At 71.4% G+C, this 13,730-nt stretch carries 16 protein-coding genes and 1 riboswitch; of the genes, 4 read left to right on the top strand and 12 right to left on the bottom strand.

Annotated features, from left to right (window positions below; genetic code table 11):
• Positions 1-2: 2 nt before the first annotated feature.
• The 3 genes from EV187_RS02065 to EV187_RS02055 form a co-directional block, all read right to left on the bottom strand.
• A complete protein-coding gene (locus EV187_RS02065; RefSeq protein ID WP_130351372.1) occupies positions 3-230 on the bottom strand; it encodes a hypothetical protein in 228 nt (75 codons plus the stop codon).
• 449 nt (positions 231-679) lie between these two features.
• On the bottom strand, positions 680-1,612 hold the full coding sequence (locus EV187_RS02060; protein ID WP_242609387.1) for a carbohydrate kinase family protein: 933 nt from the start codon (positions 1,610-1,612) through the stop codon (positions 680-682).
• A complete protein-coding gene (locus tag EV187_RS02055; RefSeq protein ID WP_130351371.1) occupies positions 1,596-2,510 on the bottom strand; it encodes a pseudouridine-5'-phosphate glycosidase in 915 nt (304 codons plus the stop codon). Before EV187_RS02055 ends, EV187_RS02060 begins: the two co-directional genes overlap by 17 nt.
• A 107-nt stretch (positions 2,511-2,617) precedes the next feature.
• Here EV187_RS02055 and EV187_RS02050 point away from each other — a divergent pair, with 107 nt between their 5' ends.
• The 3 genes from EV187_RS02050 to EV187_RS02040 are packed head-to-tail and all read left to right on the top strand — an operon-like array spanning position 2,618 to position 5,225.
• Complete coding sequence (locus EV187_RS02050) at positions 2,618-3,544, top strand: ABC transporter ATP-binding protein (protein ID WP_242609386.1); 927 nt, start codon at positions 2,618-2,620, stop codon at positions 3,542-3,544.
• Complete coding sequence (locus EV187_RS02045; RefSeq protein WP_130351369.1) at positions 3,541-4,395, top strand: ABC transporter permease; 855 nt, start codon at positions 3,541-3,543, stop codon at positions 4,393-4,395. Before EV187_RS02050 ends, EV187_RS02045 begins: the two co-directional genes overlap by 4 nt.
• Positions 4,392-5,225 carry an ABC transporter permease gene (locus EV187_RS02040; protein ID WP_130351368.1) on the top strand — a complete coding sequence of 278 codons (834 nt, stop codon included), beginning with the start codon at positions 4,392-4,394 and terminating at the stop codon, positions 5,223-5,225. The genes EV187_RS02045 and EV187_RS02040 overlap by 4 nt, the downstream gene beginning before the upstream one ends.
• Position 5,226: 1 nt before the next feature.
• On the opposite strand, the gene EV187_RS02035 is transcribed toward EV187_RS02040, so the two are convergent.
• The gene (locus EV187_RS02035; protein WP_130351367.1) at positions 5,227-5,541 is read right to left on the bottom strand and encodes a hypothetical protein; all 315 of its coding nucleotides are present in this window, start codon (positions 5,539-5,541) and stop codon (positions 5,227-5,229) included.
• A gap of 136 nt (positions 5,542-5,677) precedes the next feature.
• Between EV187_RS02035 and EV187_RS02030 the strand changes: the two genes are divergently transcribed.
• Positions 5,678-6,031, top strand: coding sequence for a hypothetical protein (locus EV187_RS02030; protein ID WP_130351366.1), 354 nt, complete (start codon positions 5,678-5,680; stop codon positions 6,029-6,031).
• A 36-nt stretch (positions 6,032-6,067) separates the two neighbouring features.
• On the opposite strand, the gene EV187_RS02025 is transcribed toward EV187_RS02030, so the two are convergent.
• The 8 genes from EV187_RS02025 to EV187_RS01990 form a co-directional block, all read right to left on the bottom strand.
• A complete protein-coding gene (locus EV187_RS02025) occupies positions 6,068-6,487 on the bottom strand; it encodes a four-helix bundle copper-binding protein (RefSeq protein ID WP_207221707.1) in 420 nt (139 codons plus the stop codon).
• 195 nt (positions 6,488-6,682) lie between these two features.
• On the bottom strand, positions 6,683-8,104 hold the full coding sequence (locus EV187_RS02020) for an MFS transporter (RefSeq protein WP_130351365.1): 1,422 nt from the start codon (positions 8,102-8,104) through the stop codon (positions 6,683-6,685).
• Positions 8,105-8,284: 180 nt separating this feature from the next.
• Positions 8,285-8,641: a hypothetical protein gene (locus EV187_RS02015; protein ID WP_130351364.1), complete on the bottom strand. Its 357-nt coding sequence runs from the start codon at positions 8,639-8,641 to the stop codon at positions 8,285-8,287.
• Positions 8,642-8,729: 88 nt separating this feature from the next.
• Complete coding sequence (ribH, locus tag EV187_RS02010) at positions 8,730-9,200, bottom strand: 6,7-dimethyl-8-ribityllumazine synthase (protein WP_130351363.1); 471 nt, start codon at positions 9,198-9,200, stop codon at positions 8,730-8,732.
• Positions 9,197-10,498 (bottom strand): GTP cyclohydrolase II, encoded by a 1,302-nt coding sequence (gene ribA, locus EV187_RS02005; protein WP_130351362.1) that lies wholly within the window; start codon positions 10,496-10,498, stop codon positions 9,197-9,199. Before ribA ends, ribH begins: the two co-directional genes overlap by 4 nt.
• On the bottom strand, positions 10,495-11,160 hold the full coding sequence (locus EV187_RS02000) for a riboflavin synthase (protein ID WP_130351361.1): 666 nt from the start codon (positions 11,158-11,160) through the stop codon (positions 10,495-10,497). Before EV187_RS02000 ends, ribA begins: the two co-directional genes overlap by 4 nt.
• A gap of 1 nt (position 11,161) precedes the next feature.
• Entirely contained in the window at positions 11,162-12,202 is a 1,041-nt protein-coding gene (gene ribD, locus EV187_RS01995; RefSeq protein ID WP_242609385.1) for a bifunctional diaminohydroxyphosphoribosylaminopyrimidine deaminase/5-amino-6-(5-phosphoribosylamino)uracil reductase RibD, read from the bottom strand.
• An 88-nt stretch (positions 12,203-12,290) separates the two neighbouring features.
• Positions 12,291-12,436: riboswitch (FMN riboswitch) on the bottom strand.
• A 59-nt stretch (positions 12,437-12,495) separates the two neighbouring features.
• The gene (locus EV187_RS01990) at positions 12,496-13,647 is read right to left on the bottom strand and encodes a hypothetical protein (protein ID WP_130351360.1); all 1,152 of its coding nucleotides are present in this window, start codon (positions 13,645-13,647) and stop codon (positions 12,496-12,498) included.
• Positions 13,648-13,730: the final 83 nt, after the last annotated feature.

Below are 13,730 nucleotides of genomic sequence, written 5' to 3'. Positions count from 1 at the left end.
GCCTACCTGCGTCCGTACTTCTTGTGCACGGCCTGCTTGGAGACCTCGAGCGCGAGCGCGATGAGCTGCCAGCTGGATCCGGCGGCCCGGGCACGGCGCACGGCCACGGCCTCCGCCCGGTCGAGGGCGAGGTTCAGCTCGACGCGGGCATGGCGCAGCTCGCGGAGCGCCCGGTAGGGGTCGTCGCCGTCGGCGGCGGCGATGGCGGTGCGGAGGGTGCGGTCGTCCATGGCGTCAACCGTAGTTGACGTCACGCCATGCGTCAATTCAGGTTGACGCGCGCGGGGCTTCGAACGTCAGGGCACTCGCGCGGAATCCCTCGACACTCCGGACTTCCTTCCTGACTCTTGAAGGCGAACGTCTTCAGCCACTCCTGAAAGCCAGTCCATTCAGCGACTCCTGAAGCAGTGACTCATGAAAGCGCGAATCCCTTCGGTGACTCCTGAAAGCGAATCCCTTCGGTGACTCCTGAAAGCAAGGACGGTTCTGCACCGAGCCCTCGCGTCCTTGCTTTCAGGAGTCGCCGGGCGGGAAGGCGGCGACCGGCCCGCGGACTCCTGAAAGCCCCGCGGACTCCTGAAAGCAAGGACAGTCGCGCACCGTGCGGTCGCGTCCTTGCTTTCAGGAGTCGCCGGGCGGGAGGTTCACCGATCGTCGGCACGGCGATCTCGCGACAGCGTCACGCGTCTCGATTCACGTCCTGGTCGCGTGTGGCGGATCCGGGCGTCGCGTGCGCGCCCGGGTTCGCGAGCACGGACGCCGCGCTCGCATGACCGGCGAGGCAGGCTGCCGCGGCATCCGACCCTCGCAGCGTCGCGGCGAGGAATCCCGCGGCGAACGCGTCGCCCGCGCCTGTGAGGTCGCGGATGTCGGCCACCGGGGCGACGTCGACGCGCTCGGCGAGCGTGCCGTCCACGATGACGTCGGTGGGCAGCGGGCCGTGCTTCACCACGACGGTGCGGGCGACGGATGCCGCGACGGCGCCACCGCCCGCGAGGCCGAGGAGCGCCGCCTCGTCCTCGTTCGCGAAGACCAGGTCGGGCGCGATCGCTCGGAACAGGTCGAGCGCCACCTCGGTGCCGAGCCCGGCGATGAGTCCGGTCGACGACGCGTCCACCGACACGCGGATGCCGCGGGCCCGGGCGACGCCCGCGAGCCGCACGAGCTCGTGCCGCATCGGCTCGCGCTCCAGCCCGTAGGCGGGCAGGTGGAGCAACGCGACGCCGTCGAGCCAGGCGTCGTCGACATCGTCGAGCAGGGCCGAAGCGGCGCGGTCGGGGAACATCGTGCGCTCGCCGTCGGCGTCGACGAGCAGCACGACCGTGCCCGAGCGCCCCGCGCGCTGTACGCGCACGTCGACTCCGGCGGTGGCGAGGTCGTCCGCGAGCGAGACGCCCGCGGCATCCGCCCCGACCCGGCCGATGAAGCGCGTCGGCACGAGGGGCGCGGCCAGGGCGGCGACATTCGCAGCGCTGCCCCCGCGGGCGCGGAAGACGTGCGCGGCCGTGTCGGTCGCGACGCGGAGCGGCTCGTCGGCCCACACCACGATGTCCTCGACGAGGTCGCCGACGACGGCGAGCATGCCGCCGGTCGACTCAGCCGGCGATGGCACGCGCGATCTCCGCACCCAGTGCGACGTTGCCGCGGTACACCTCGAGGTTCACCTCGAGGCTCCGCCCGCCGGTCGCGCGCTGCATGTGGTCGAGCAGGAACGGCGTCGTGTCGTGCCCCGACACCCCGGCGGCGGATGCCGCGTCGAGCGCCTCCGCGAGCACGCGATCGTGGAACTCGGGGTCGAGTTGCTTCGACGCGTCGACCGGGTTCGCGACGAGCACGGCGGAGGCCAGCCCCAGCTCGTCGCGCGCGTGCGCGAGGGCCGCGGCATCCACTGCGCTCTCGATGCGGTAGTCGAGCGCGTGGCCGGAGTCGGCGACGTAGAAGCCGGGATAGCGGTTCGTGCGATAGCCCACCACCGGCACGTTGAGGGTCTCGAGCCGCTCGAGCGTGGCGCCGATGTCGAGGATCGACTTGACGCCCGCGCTCACGAGCGTGATCGGAGTGGTGGCGAGGGTGCCGAGGTCGGCGGACTCGTCGAAGGTGTCGCTCGCCCCCCGGTGCACGCCGCCGAGGCCGCCGGTCGACATGACGCGGATGCCGGCGCGATGCGCGAGCCATGCCGTGGCTGCGACGGTAGTGCCGCCGTGCAGCCGCTGCGCGCGGGCGATCGGCAGGTCGCGCACGCTCACCTTCACCACGTCGTCGTCGGTGCAGAGCCGTTCGATCTCGTGCGCGGTGAGGCCGACCACCGGCACCCCCTCCACGACGCCGATCGTGGCGGGCACCACGCCCGCCTCGCGCACGAGCCGCTCGGAGCCGAGACCCACCTCGAGGTTGCGCGGATTCGGCAGCCCATGGCTCAGGATCGTGGACTCGAGGGCGAGCACGGGCGCGCCGTCGTCGAGCGCGCGGCGCACCTCCTCGCCAACGCGGATGACCGGTGGTGTCTGCATCCCGCCATCGTAGGAGGAGCGGGTGTCGGATGCCGCCGCGGTCGCCCCGTTCGCGCCGAGCTCCGGTCGACGCCGGGTGTCGGTGCGCCGGACTATCGTGGAGCCTTGTGTCGGAACCAGTCATCGTCGCCCGGGATCTCGTGAAGCGCTACGGCGATTTCGCCGCCGTCGACGGCATCTCGTTCGAGGTCGCCCCCGGCGAGTCGTTCGGCCTGCTCGGACCGAACGGCGCGGGCAAGTCCACGACGATGCGCATGGTGGGCGCCGTCTCGACGCGAACGGCCGGAGACCTCTCGATCCTCGGCCTCGATCCCGACACCCACGGGCCCGAGATCCGGTCTCAGCTCGGCGTCGTGCCGCAGTCCGACAATCTCGACACCGAGCTGCGCGTGCGCGAGAACCTGCTCGTCTACGGCCGATACTTCGGCCTGCCGGGTCGGGTCATCGCGAAGCGCGCCGACGAGCTCCTCGCGTTCGCGCAGCTCCAGGAGAAGGGCAAGGCGAAGGTCGACTCGCTCTCGGGCGGGATGAAACGCCGCCTCACGATCGCCAGGGCGTTGATCAACGATCCGCGGGTGCTGCTCCTCGACGAGCCGACCACCGGCCTCGACCCGCAGGCCCGCCACATCCTCTGGGACCGGCTGTTCCGGCTCAAGGAGCAGGGGACCACGCTGCTGCTCACCACCCACTACATGGACGAGGCCGAGCAGCTCTGCGATCGCCTCGTGGTCGTCGACAAGGGCGCGATCATGGCCGAGGGCACGCCGGCCGACCTGATCCGCCGCTACTCCTCGCGCGAGGTGCTCGAGGTGCGCTTCGGCAGCGACCGCAACAGCGAGGTCGCCGAGCGGCTCTCGGGAATCGGCGACCGCACGGAGGTGCTGCCCGACCGCATCCTCATCTACAGCGAGAACGGCGAGGCCGAGCTCGTGCGCATCACCGAGGCCGGACTGCATCCCCTGACGAGCCTCGTGCGCCGGTCGAGCCTCGAAGACGTCTTCCTCCGCCTCACCGGACGGACCCTCATCGAATGAGCCAGGGGCTGTCCACCGAGGCGCAGCACGACGCGACCGCACGCGCGATCGCCGCCGGCCGGCTCCCGCGCCGCTGGGGCGCGTGGTACGTCGCCCTGCACCGCTTCCGCGTGATGAAGAGCTACACCGGCACGGTCGTCGTCGCCGGCATCGGCAACCCGCTGATCTACCTCTACGCCCTCGGCGTCGGCCTCGCGACGATCGTCGACGACAACCTGCCCGACGCCGCCGTCGGCGGGGTGAGCTACCTGGTGTTCGTGGCTCCGGCGCTGCTCGCCAGCGCGGCCATCACCGTGGCGAGCGAGGAGTTCACCTACCCCGTGATGCTCGGGTACAAGTGGAACCCCACGTTCACGGGCATGAGCGCCTCGCCGCTGCGGCCCACGCAGATCGTCGACGGCGTGATCCTCTCGGTCGCCGTTCGCATGGCCGTGAACCTCGTGCTGTTCTTCCTGCTCATCCTCGTGTTCGGCGCCGCGCCGTCCCCGGTGGCCTTCCTCTCGGTCTTCGCCGGGCTGCTCGGCGGACTGGCGTTCGGCACGGTCCTCATGGGCTACGCGTCGACGCTCGAGGAGGACACCGGCCAGCTCGCCATGGTCATGCGGTTCATCGTGCTGCCCATGACCCTCTTCTCCGGCACGTTCTTCCCCCTCTCGACCTTCCCGATCTGGCTCCAGTGGATCGGCTGGATCTCGCCGCTCTGGCACAGCACGGAGCTCGCGCGCGTCTTCAGCTACGGCTACGCCGAGCCGATCTGGCTCACCGTCGTGCACGTCGCGTACCTCGCCGTGCTGATCGTGGCGGGCTGGGTGTGGGCCCGTCGTATCGCGATCCGGAGGCTGGGGCGATGAGCGACGTGACGCAGCGCGACCGCATCCCGCCCGGCGCCCGGCCGCGGCCGGTGCGCTCGCTGTACGCCGGCAACGCCCGCGCGGTCATGCTGCGCGGATGGCAGGCGACCCGGAGCACGAACTGGCTCGTGATGCTCAGCGGGTTCTTCGAGCCGATCTTCTACCTGCTCGCGATGGGCATCGGCCTCGGCACGCTGGTCGGCACGGTCACGACCGAGAGCGGCCGGGAGGTGCCGTACGCGGCGTTCATCGCGCCGGCGCTGCTGGCGGTCGCCGCCATGAACGGGGCGATCTACGACTCCACGTGGAACGTCTTCTTCAAGATGCAGTTCGCGAAGCTCTACGAGGGCTTGCTCTCCACCTCGCTCGGCCCGCTCGACGTGGCGCTCGGCGAGATCCTGCTCGCCCTGCTCCGCGGCGCCCTGTACGCCGTCGGGTTCCAGCTCGTGATGCAGGTGCTCGGGCTCAATCTCTCGTGGTGGGCGCTGCTCGCGCTGCCGGCCGTGCTGCTCATCGCATTCGGCTTCGCGAGCATCGGCATGGCGGTCACGAGCTACATGAAGACGTTCCAGCAGATGGACTGGATCAACTTCGTGCTGCTGCCGATGTTCCTGTTCTCGGCCACCTTCTACCCGATCACCGTGTATCCCGAGTGGCTGCAGCACGTCATCCAGGCACTCCCGCTGTGGCACGGCGTCGAGCTCGTGCGCGGGCTCACGACCGGCGACGTCGACTGGGCCATGCTCTGGCACGTGCTGTACTACGTGGTCATGATCGGGGTCGGCCTGGTGTTCACCACGAGGCGGCTTCGCGCGCTCTTCCTGGACTGAGTCAGTCCACGAGGTCGTCGGGCGGCATCACCCAGGCGTCCTCGAGCAGGATCCGCTCGGGCGGCGACGCATGCCAGGCCCCGTCGGGGTCGTCGGCCTCGGCGATGGCGAAGAGGCCCGGCAGCGCCGCCTCCCAGAGGGCACGCGACTCCCACATCGCGATCCCGACGATGCGTCCGCCGCCGTCCTCGCGCCATGGACCGATGTGCACGAGTCCGGGGGTGCCCAGCGCGGCGAGGCGCACCCGGTTCATGGAGGCGAGCACCGCCTGCTCGAACCCCGGGTTCGGGACGTGGATCGACATGTGGATGAACATGCGCCAACGCTAACGAGTCGCACGCCCGGCGGCGACCGGCCCCGTCGCCGGAGGAGTGTTTCCGCGTGTGACGGCCTGCCGCGACATCCGGCCGCAGCGCGCGTATCGTGGCCGCATCGAACACCGAGGAGCCCTCATGTCGCACCACGAGCCGCACGCCACCACCGAGCCCCGCACGGGCGCGGCGATGGGCATGCGCGGCTGCGTGTCGGCGGCGGAGTGCCGGAGCGATCGCCCGGGGCACGGCCTGCACGCGATGCAGGAGCGCCTCGCCGCGACGACGACGAGCAAGTGGATCGACGCCCTCGTCCTCGAGGTCGACGTCCACGGCTTCGCGACCCTCGTCGACTTCCAGGGCGGCGACGTGCGCAGGGTCTGGCACCACGACGGCTTCGCCGGCGTCCTGCACGCGGGCGAGCCCGTGGCGCTGCACGGGCTGTACGGCGTGCTGGCGCGCGGCGACGAGCGCTTCAGCGTCGCGTACGCCTGAGATCGCGTGCCGGCGGGATCGGCGGATCCACGCGGCTCACGCCATCGGCATCGCCTCGCTCATCGAGCCCATCATCTTCTCCATCGCCATGACCGCCTGATCGCACGCCATCGCGCACATGCGGCAGTGCTCGCTCATCTCGGCGTGCATCATGCACTCCGCGGAGCAGGCGCGGCACATCATGATCGTCGTCTGCATCATCGACATCGTGACCTGCATGTCCCACCCGTTCATGCGGAGCAGCATGCGCATCATCGTGTCGCAGACGTCGGCGCAGTTCGCGCACATCCCGGCGCACTTGCCCATGCCCTCGCCCGCGTCCGCGTCGGCGCACATGATGCACGCCTGCGTACACGCGGAGAGGGCTTCCATCGTCTCCTGCATCATCGCCGGATCCATGCCCTTCATCGGCATGCCCGACGACGACATGGCGCCCTTCATCATGTCCATCGTCATGTTCACGGTGCTCCGCCGTCCCGGACGGCCGAGCGCCGACGGTTCCGGCGGAGGTCTCGGCGGCCCTGTTCGGTGCCATGCTACGCCGGGCTCCGAGCCGCGAGAAGTGGGGTTGCGAATCGTTCACGAGCGTGAAACAGGGCGGATGCCGCAGCCCCTCGGCCGCGGCATCCGCCCGTCGTCGCGGGTGCCGGCCTACAGGGCCGCGGCCTCGGCCTGGCCCTCGGCGAGCCGGGTCTCGACGTCGCCCGCGGCCTCGTAGTCGACGTCCTTCGTCTCCTTCGACAGCAGCAGGGCGATGAGGGTGAGCACGGCCATCACCGACAGGTAGACGCCCACCCAGAACGGGCTGCCGCCGCCGGCCGCCCAGAGCGCCGTGCCGATGAACGGCGCGACGGCCGCCCCGAGGATCGACGACACGTTGTACGCGATGCCCGAGCCGGTATAGCGCACGTTGGTGGGGAAGAGCTCGGGCAGCAGCGCACCCATCGGGCCGAAGGTGAGGCCCATGAGGGAGAAGCCGACGACGAGCCAGAGCATGACGCCCCAGAACCCGGCACCGAGCAGCGGCACCCAGATGAGGCCGAACACGATGATGCCGAGCGTCACCCAGATGAGCGTGCGGCGGCGTCCCCAGCGGTCGGCCCACGGTCCGGACACGAGGGTGAAGATGCCGAAGAACACGACGCCGGCGATGAGCATGAGCACGAACGTGTTGTACGAGTAGCCGAGGCCGGGCTGTGCGCCCTCGGGCGCTTCGACCGGGGCCCGGCCGTAGGCCAGCGAGAACGTCGTCATGAGGTAGAAGAGCACGTAGGTCGCCAGCATGAAGAACGTGCCGAGGATGAGCTGCTTCCAGTGGTTGCGGAAGACGCTGGCCAGGGGCAGCTTCGCGAGCTTGCCCGCCTTCGAGGCCTTCGAGAACGCCGTGGACTCGACGAGGCGGAGTCGCACCCAGAGGCCGACGATCACCATCACCACCGAGAACAGGAACGGGATGCGCCAGCCCCAGTCGAGGAACGCCTGCGACGGCATCGACGGGTCGTCCGACGGCAGCAGGGCCGCGATCACGAGGAACAGGCCGTTGGCGATGATGAAGCCGATCGGCGCGCCGAGCTGCGGGAACGTGCCGTACCAGGCGCGTTTGCCCGCGGGGGCGTTCTCGGTCGCCACGAGGGCGGCGCCCGACCACTCGCCGCCGAGCGCGAAGCCCTGCGCGATGCGGAGGATGACGAGCAGCAACGGCGCGAGCCAGCCGACGAGGGCGTAGGTCGGCAACAGGCCGATGAGGAAGGTCGCGATGCCCATGGTGAGCAGCGCGCCGACGAGCGTCGCCTTGCGACCGTGCTTGTCGCCGAGGTGGCCGAAGATCACGGCGCCCAGGGGGCGCGCGACCATCGCGGCGCCGAAGACCGCGAACGAGGCGAGCAGGGCGGCCGTCGGGTCGCCGGGAGGGAAGAACAGGTACGGGAAGACCAGCACCGCGGCCGTGGCGTAGACGTAGAAGTCGTAGAACTCGATCGTCGTGCCGATGAGGCTCGCAAGCACGACTCGGCTGCGCGGATTGGCGGGGACTGGGGTTGCGGCCGTCGCGGCCGCCGGGATGGGTGAGGACATCGCCTGCGTGACTCCGTGGAACGTATGGATCTGCTCCGCGTCGGGCACGTCGATCAGGCGTGGGCATGGCCGCGGAGGCCGGGAATCGTCGCTTGTGGCAACCGCACAACCCTACGCCCGCCGCATCCGGCAGGTCGAGCCGGATGCGACGAGCGGCAGGAGCGGCGCGGCGAGCGGCGACTAGCGCCAGGCGACCGCGATCACGATGTTCGCGAACGTGAGCCCGCCGACCGTCCAGAGCGCCCAGCTCGGCGCGGGATCCTTCTTGCGGTAGACGAAGACGAGCACCGTGATGACGATCGCGATGACGAGCTTCACCGCGATCTTCACGTTGTTCAGGTCGAACAGGTCGCCCATCTGGATGGTCGCCACGAGGAGGACGCCGGTCACGATCTGCGTGAGCGCGCCTCGCCACATGATCGGGAGGACGGTGCCCGTGTGCCCGGCGATCGCCTTCTGTTGCACCAGGAATCCGCCGAACAGCATCGCGAGGCCGACGAAGTGCAGGATGAGGAGGATGATGCGCAGGATGTCCATGCCCCGAGCCTAGAAGCCGGGCGGGCCCGCGGACCACTTCCCGACGCCTTCGGGGGCGGGATTCAATCGAACGACGGAGGCCCGGGGCTCAGCCCCAGATCCTGCGCAGCGTCCGGGCCGTGGCGACGGCCGCCTCCGCGGCCTCCCGCCCCTTGTCCTCCTTCGAGCCGGGCAGGCCGGCGCGGTCGAGCCCCTGCCGTTCGTCGTCGAGGGTGAGCACCCCGAACCCGACCGGCTTGCCCGTGTCGAGCGCGACGCGCGTGAGGCCGTCGGTGGCGGCGGCCGAAACGTACTCGAAGTGCGGGGTGCCGCCTCGGATGATCACGCCCAGCGCGACCACGGCGTCGGCGCCCGCATCGAGGGCGGCCTTCGACACGACGGGCAGCTCGAAGCTGCCGGGCACGCGCACGAGCTCGAATGACGCTCCGGATGCCTCGAGGGTGCGGGTCGCCCCGGCGATCAGGCCGTTCGTGATCTCCTCGTGCCAGCTGCCCGCGACGATCACCACCCGCAGGCCGGTGCCGTCGACGTCCAGCTCGGGGGAGCCTGCTCCGCTCATGATGCGTGTCCTTCCAGGAGGGTCTCTGCTGCGGCATCCGTCAGCTGCTGGTCGTCGATGGCGTGGCCCATGCGACGGCGCTTCGTGTCGAGGTATCCCTCGTTGCCGGCGCCGACGCCCACCACGAGCGGGAGGCGCTCGGCCACGCGGATGCCGTGGTGCTCGAGCTGGCGCACCTTCTCGGGGTTGTTGGTGAGCAGGCGCACGGTCTCGATGCCGAGGTCGGCGAGGATGGCGGTCGCCGCGCCGTAGTCGCGGTTGTCGATCGGGAGCCCGAGCGCGAGGTTCGCATCGAGGGTGTCGAGCCCGTCCTCCTGCAGCCGGTAGGCCCGGAGCTTGTTGATGAGCCCGATGCCGCGGCCCTCGTGGCCGCGCAGGTAGACGACCACGCCGCCGCGATCCTGGATCTCGCCGAGCGCCGTGTCGAGCTGCGGCCCGCACTCGCACTTCAGCGATCCGAACGCCTCGCCCGTCAGGCACTCCGAGTGCACGCGTACGACGGCGCCCGCCGGGTCGCGAGCGGGATCGCCGGCGATGATCGCGACGTGGTCGGCGCCCGTCCCGCGGTCGCGGTAGGCCCGCACGCGGAAGACGCCGTGCTCGGTCGGGAGCGAGGTCTCGACCTCGAACGCCACCCGCGAGGTCTCGGGTACCGAACCGGCGGTGCCCGCACCCAGGACGTGGCCGGTGTGCCACTCGTTCATCCACTCGATGAGCGCCGCGACGGTCGTGACCGGCAGCCCGTCGCGCGCGCCGAGCTCGATGAGCCCGGGCAGCCGCATCATCTCGCCGTCGTCGGCGACGATCTCGCCGATCACGCCGACGGGCGAGAGCCCGGCGAGCAGCATCAGGTCGACCGCCGCCTCGGTGTGGCCGCCGCGCTCGCGCACGCCGCCGTCGACGGCGCGGAGGGGCAGGATGTGGCCGGGCCGGATGAGCTTCTCGGGCGTCGAGGCGGGGTCGGCAAGCACGCGGAGCGTGTGCGCGCGGTCGGCCGCGCTGATCCCCGTGGACGTGCGGTCGGCCGCGTCGACGGAGATCGTGTACGCGGTGCCGCGCACGTCCTCGTTGCGCTCGGTCATGAGCGGCAGCTCGAGGCGGTCGGCGGCCGCGTTCGTCATCGGCGCGCAGAGGAAGCCGCTCGTGTGCCGCACCATCCACGCGATCCACTCCTGGGTCGCGAACTCGGCGGCCATGATGGCGTCACCCTCGTTCTCGCGGGCCTCGTCGTCGGCGACGATGACGGGCTTGCCGGCTCGGAGGGCGTCGAGCACCTCGGGGATCGTGGCGAGGCTCATGCGAGGCTCCCTGCTCCGGCTGCGGCCGGTTCTGCGAGTGACGAGGGCAGCGAACGGTGCGCATCGAGGCGCAGCATCCGCTCGACGTGACGGGCGAGGATGTCGGTCTCGAGGTTCACGAGGTCGCCGACCTCGCGCCGGCCGAGGGTCGTCGCCGTGAGGGTCTCTGGGATGAGCGACACCTCGAACCACGAACCCGCGGGCTCGTCGCCGAGCGCGCTGACCGTGAGCGAGACGCCGTCGATCGCGATCGAGCCCTTGTCCACCACGAGCGGGGCGTGGGCGTCGTCGAGGGAGAAGCGGATGACGCGCCACCCGTCGCCCTGGCGGATCTCGAGCACGCGTGCCGTGCCGTCGATGTGCCCCTGCACGATGTGGCCGCCGAGGCGATCGCCCACCAGGGCCGCGCGCTCGAGGTTCACGGCGAGCCCCTCGCCGGCCCCGTCGAGCGTGGACATCGTGAGCGTCTGGGCCATCACGTCGGCGGTGAAGGACGCGTCGTCGAAGTCGACGACGGTCAGGCACACGCCCGAGACGGCGATCGAGCCGCCGTGCTTCACGCCCTGGACCGCGAGCGGCCCGCGCACCGTGAGCCGCGCGGCGTCGGCGCTGCGCTCGACGCGCGTGACGGTGCCGAGCTCCTCGATGATTCCGGTGAACATGTCAGTTCCCTTCGGTCGGTCTGGGGTGGGCGACGACGAGCAGGTCGTCGCCGAGCCGCTCGACGGCGGCGAAGTCGAAGCGCCGGGCGTCGGCGATGGTGTCGATGCCGAGGTCGCCGACGGCGAGCCGCGGCCCGCCGAGCAGCACGGGCGCGACGTACACGAGGAGCTCGTCGACGAGGCCCGCGGCGAGGAAGGCGCTCGCGAGCGTGGGCCCGCCCTCCACGAACAGCGAGCGGATGCCCCGCCGCTGCAGGTCGTGCAGGTCGGCGGCGAGGTCGGCACCCTCGACGAAGACGGGGGCGTGCGGATGCCGCGAGATCGCCGCGTCGGCCGGAACGGGACGCCGCCCGAACACCACGGGAACGGGCTGCGCGTCGAAGAACTCGCCGCCCGGCTCGCGGGCCGTGAGGGCGGGGTCGTCGGCGAGGACGGTGCCGGTGCCGACCGCGATCGCGTCGGCCGCGGCGCGACGTCGGTGCACGTCGGCGCGTGCGGCGGGTCCCGTGATCCATCGGCTCGAGCCGTCGGATGCCGCGGCGCGGCCGTCGAGGCCGGCCGCCCACTTCACCGTCACATGGGGCCGGCGATGGCGGGCGGCGAACAGCCAGTCGCCGAGGACCGCCTCGACCTCGTCGGCGAGCACGCCGCCGGCGACCTCGACGCCGGCGTCGCGGAGCCGTTCGGCACCGCCTGCGGAGTGGTCGCCCGGGTCGGCGACGGCGTAGACGACCCGACCGATCCCGGCGTCGATGAGCGCCACGGCGCAGGGCCCGGTGCGGCCCGTGTGGTTGCACGGCTCGAGGGTCACCACCGCGGTGGCGCCCGCCGCGGCACCCGGCTCGAGCTTGCCGAGCGCGTCGACCTCGGCGTGGGCGGTGCCGGCGCCGCGGTGCCACCCCTCAGCGAGCACGTCGCCGTGCGGCGAGACGATCACGCACCCGACGCGCGGGTTCACCCCGCGGGCCGGGCCCCGCATGGCGAGCTCGAGGGCGCGGCGCATCGTGGCGGCATCCGCCATCGTGTGCCCGCTCGTCGTCATCCCGCGTCCTGTCGTCAGGGCTCCGGGGGATGCATCGGCGATGCCGCGGTGTCGACCACCGCATCCATCGACTGCGCACGCGCAGTCGACACGTGCCGCCTCCCATCCGGACTTTCACCGTCGGTACCGGATTTCCACCGGTTCAACCGTTCGCGCTCGACCTCTCGGCCTCGCACTCGCAGTTCGCGGACTGTCACCGCCGGTTCGGAATTACACCGACCCCGGAGCACGTTTCTCGTGTCGATTCTAGGTCAACGCGAACGCGGCCGGGCTATTCCCGGCATCGGGGAGGCTCATCGGCACTGCGCGGCCGCGGCGATCTGCGCATCGGTGGGTCGTCCGTAGGCCTCGATGCCCGCGCCGGGCAGGTCGTACCCCATGCCGATCGCCCAGGCGGTGGCCCAGGTCTCGTGGTCGCGGTGGAACTCGGGTCCCTCGAAGATCGGCGTGCACGTCGGACGGATCGCCTGCGTGTGCCCGACCTCGTGCACCACGACGGCCCGGGCGTTCTCATCGCCCCAGCTGTCCTCGATGCTGTGGCTCAGCGTGATGTGACCCCATCCGCCGTCCTCCGGCCAGAACTCCGCCGTGCCCGCGTACCAGCCATCGCTGGTGACGCCCGCCACCTCGTAGGCCCAGCCGAAGTCGAGCGCCACGCCCTGGGAGATCGATCGCGCGAACGCCTCGACCTCGGCCCGCACCGGATGCTCCGAACGCGCCGCCTCGGCCTCGGCGTGCGAGGCGCGCAGCGCCGTCACGGCCTCCGCGAGGGCGGTGAACCCGGTGGCGCTCGTCGATTGGCCGTCGACGCCGCCGGCATCGATGAGGTGCCGTACGCCCAGGACCGTGCGGTAGCTCGCGAGCGCGTTCGCGTCGATCTCGGCCTCGGCGCGCTCGTACGCGCTCGTGAAGACCGCGTCGGTGCGGTCGACCACCGCCTGGCGCGCCTCCCGCACGACGAAGGTCGCCTCGTCGAACCGGCTGATGGCGGTGTCCCGAGCCGGGAGGGCGTCCGCGATCCCCACGAGATCGGCGTACCGCTCCCAGGCGGGCGCGAACGTGGACGGCTCCTCGAAGCGCCCCGTGATCGGCCCGGTGGGCGGTGGCGCGGCCTCGAGGGCCGCGCGCAGCTCCGCCGTCTCGGCCCTGAGCGCGTCGACCTCGTCGGGTGCGACGAGGTCGCCGCCGGCGACGGTCTGGAGCGCCTCGGCCCGCACCGCGACGACCTCGGAGCGGTCGAGCGTGCGCTCGTACGACTCGATCGTGTCGGCGAGCTGCGTCTCGACCGAGGTCAGCCGCGACCACGCCTGCTCGTACGCCGTCGTCGAGACCAGCTGGTGACCGAGGAGTCCGAGTCCGATCGCGAGGGCGGCGGCGCCGACGATGACCGGACCCCGGACGGACGACCTCGAGCTCACTCCGCCGGGCTGGTCCACCGGATCCACATGGTTCCCTTCGCGCGATCTGGCCGCCATGCCGGCGGCCAGACCACGTTAGCCGCGGGCGGGCGCCGTCGGGGTCACGATCC

This window comes from Agromyces ramosus (assembly GCF_004216665.1).
Taxonomy (GTDB): Bacteria; Actinomycetota; Actinomycetes; order Actinomycetales; family Microbacteriaceae; genus Agromyces; species Agromyces ramosus.
Note: the sequence above shows the minus strand (reverse complement) of the source record. Positions and strands in the feature narration are given on the sequence as shown.

Excerpts from the sequence above, each read along its gene's own strand:
- EV187_RS02065 (WP_130351372.1), bottom strand. The coding sequence starts at position 230 with ATGGACGACCGCACCCTCCGCACCGCCATCGCCGCCGCCGACGGCGAC.
- EV187_RS02055 (WP_130351371.1), bottom strand. The coding sequence starts at position 2,510 with ATGCAGACACCACCGGTCATCCGCGTTGGCGAGGAGGTGCGCCGCGCG.
- EV187_RS02045 (WP_130351369.1), top strand. The coding sequence starts at position 3,541 with ATGAGCCAGGGGCTGTCCACCGAGGCGCAGCACGACGCGACCGCACGC.
- EV187_RS02040 (WP_130351368.1), top strand. The coding sequence starts at position 4,392 with ATGAGCGACGTGACGCAGCGCGACCGCATCCCGCCCGGCGCCCGGCCG.
- EV187_RS02035 (WP_130351367.1), bottom strand. The coding sequence starts at position 5,541 with ATGTTCATCCACATGTCGATCCACGTCCCGAACCCGGGGTTCGAGCAG.
- EV187_RS02030 (WP_130351366.1), top strand. The coding sequence starts at position 5,678 with ATGTCGCACCACGAGCCGCACGCCACCACCGAGCCCCGCACGGGCGCG.
- EV187_RS02025 (WP_207221707.1), bottom strand. The coding sequence starts at position 6,487 with ATGACGATGGACATGATGAAGGGCGCCATGTCGTCGTCGGGCATGCCG.
- EV187_RS02020 (WP_130351365.1), bottom strand. The coding sequence starts at position 8,104 with ATGTCCTCACCCATCCCGGCGGCCGCGACGGCCGCAACCCCAGTCCCC.
- EV187_RS02015 (WP_130351364.1), bottom strand. The coding sequence starts at position 8,641 with ATGGACATCCTGCGCATCATCCTCCTCATCCTGCACTTCGTCGGCCTC.
- ribH (WP_130351363.1), bottom strand. The coding sequence starts at position 9,200 with ATGAGCGGAGCAGGCTCCCCCGAGCTGGACGTCGACGGCACCGGCCTG.
- ribA (WP_130351362.1), bottom strand. The coding sequence starts at position 10,498 with ATGAGCCTCGCCACGATCCCCGAGGTGCTCGACGCCCTCCGAGCCGGC.
- EV187_RS02000 (WP_130351361.1), bottom strand. The coding sequence starts at position 11,160 with ATGTTCACCGGAATCATCGAGGAGCTCGGCACCGTCACGCGCGTCGAG.
- ribD (WP_242609385.1), bottom strand. The coding sequence starts at position 12,202 with ATGACGACGAGCGGGCACACGATGGCGGATGCCGCCACGATGCGCCGC.